At 70.9% G+C, this 1,448-nt stretch carries 3 protein-coding genes and 1 pseudogene; 2 read left to right on the forward strand and 2 right to left on the reverse strand.

Annotated features, from left to right (window positions below):
* On the reverse strand, positions 1 to 248 hold a 248-nt coding region (locus R6V09_RS53090; protein ID WP_317888548.1), incomplete at its 3' end, for a helix-turn-helix transcriptional regulator.
* Between the two features lie 39 nt (positions 249 to 287).
* On the opposite strand from R6V09_RS53090, the gene R6V09_RS53095 reads away from it, so the two are divergent.
* Both R6V09_RS53095 and R6V09_RS53100 read left to right on the forward strand, forming a co-directional pair.
* Positions 288 to 767: a hypothetical protein gene (locus R6V09_RS53095; RefSeq protein ID WP_317888549.1), complete on the forward strand. Its 480-nt coding sequence runs from the start codon at positions 288 to 290 to the stop codon at positions 765 to 767.
* The gene (locus R6V09_RS53100) at positions 764 to 1,231 is read left to right on the forward strand and encodes a hypothetical protein (RefSeq protein ID WP_317888550.1); all 468 of its coding nucleotides are present in this window, start codon (positions 764 to 766) and stop codon (positions 1,229 to 1,231) included. Before R6V09_RS53095 ends, R6V09_RS53100 begins: the two co-directional genes overlap by 4 nt.
* On the opposite strand, the pseudogene R6V09_RS53105 reads toward R6V09_RS53100, so the two are convergent.
* Positions 1,209 to 1,448 (reverse strand): annotated as a pseudogene (locus R6V09_RS53105) (SAM-dependent methyltransferase); the annotation flags it as partial. The gene R6V09_RS53100 and the pseudogene R6V09_RS53105 overlap by 23 nt on opposite strands.

Consider the following 1,448-nt stretch of genomic DNA (forward strand, 5'->3'; position numbering starts at 1 on the left):
GCGAGGAACAGGGCCTCGGCCTCGTCCGTGGTGAGACCGGTCAGGCGGGTGCGGTAGCCGTCGAGCAGGCGGTAGCCGCCGGCGTGGCCCGCGTCGCCGTACAGCGGGACGCCCGCCGTGCTCAGTGCCTCGACGTCCCGGTAGACCGTGCGGACCGAGACCTCCAGGGCTTCGGCGAGCTGGGCGGCGGTCATCCTCCCCCGGGTCTGGAGCAGGAGCAGGATCGAGAGGAGTCTGCTGGACTTCACTGACACATGGTGGCAGTGAAGTGGTCGTAGCGTCCTGCCATGCCCTTCACGGAGAAACTGCTGACCGTGCCACCGCCGATCGAGGTGGCCGGGCGGCGCGTCAAGCGCTACCACGTCACCGCCGACCCGGCCGGGATCGCGCCCGAGGTGGAGGAGGCGGCGTACGCGATGCTGCCGGAGCTGCTGCCCGTACCGGACGGCACTCCCCCGGCCACCTTCGTGGTCCTGCACCGGGGCGGTGACGACGGTGCCTATCTGAACGCGTACAGCTGGGTGTGGGACAACGTCCTGCACTTCCGGGGCGCGTCGGCGGGCCAGCCGGTGCTCGGCTGCCCCGACCTCGACCCCACCCACTTCGTCGCACCCGACCTGCCGTGGATCGGCTGTGTCTGGGAGCTGCCGCCGATCCTGCACGAACGGGACGCCTGGGTACGGCATCTGCTCGCGCCCGAAGTCCCGGACCTCGACGCCTACTTGGCCGACTCCCTGGCCGCCGGAACCACTGGAGACCGCTCATGAGCAGCCCGCGCGACTTCGACTTCCTGCACGGTGAGTGGGAGGTCGTGAACCGTCGTCTCACCGACTTCCTCCAACCCGGCAGCGGCTGGGAGGAGTTCGCCGGGGTCAGTCGTTGTTGGCCGCTCTTCGACGGCGCGGCGAACGTCGACGAGATCGACATGCCGTACCTGGGGTCGAAGGGGCTGACGCTGCGGCTCCTCGACCGGGAGACCGCGCAGTGGTCCCTGAACTGGTCGTCGAGCCGCAGCGGGAAGCTGTTCCCGCCGGTGACGGGTCGGTTCGAGGGCGGCCGGGGCGAGTTCTACGGCGACGACACCCACGACGGGAAGGACGTGCGGGTGCGGTTCGTGTGGTCGGGGGTCTCCGCGAGCGGTGCACGCTGGGAGCAGGCGTTCTCGGTGGACGACGGGGCGAGTTGGGTGACCAACTGGACGATGGACTTCACCCGGCCGAGGGCTTCCTGAAGGCCAGGATCGTGAACTCGGGGTCTGCGCGCGGCCGTTCCTGGTCCGGCAACGACGCCAGTCGCTCGGCAAACCGTTCGGTGAGCGGTTCGCCGGGCGGAAGCATGGTGAACCAGCCGCGCCGCAGGTCCCCGGTGGTGCTGCGGGGGCTGCGGCCCTGGCCGTGACCCCGGAAGCGGGCCGTGCCCGCCGGCTGCAGGCCCTGCTCGGCGGCGTG

The sequence above is a fragment of the Streptomyces sp. W16 genome (assembly GCF_033194735.1).
Taxonomy (GTDB): Bacteria; Actinomycetota; Actinomycetes; order Streptomycetales; family Streptomycetaceae; genus Streptomyces.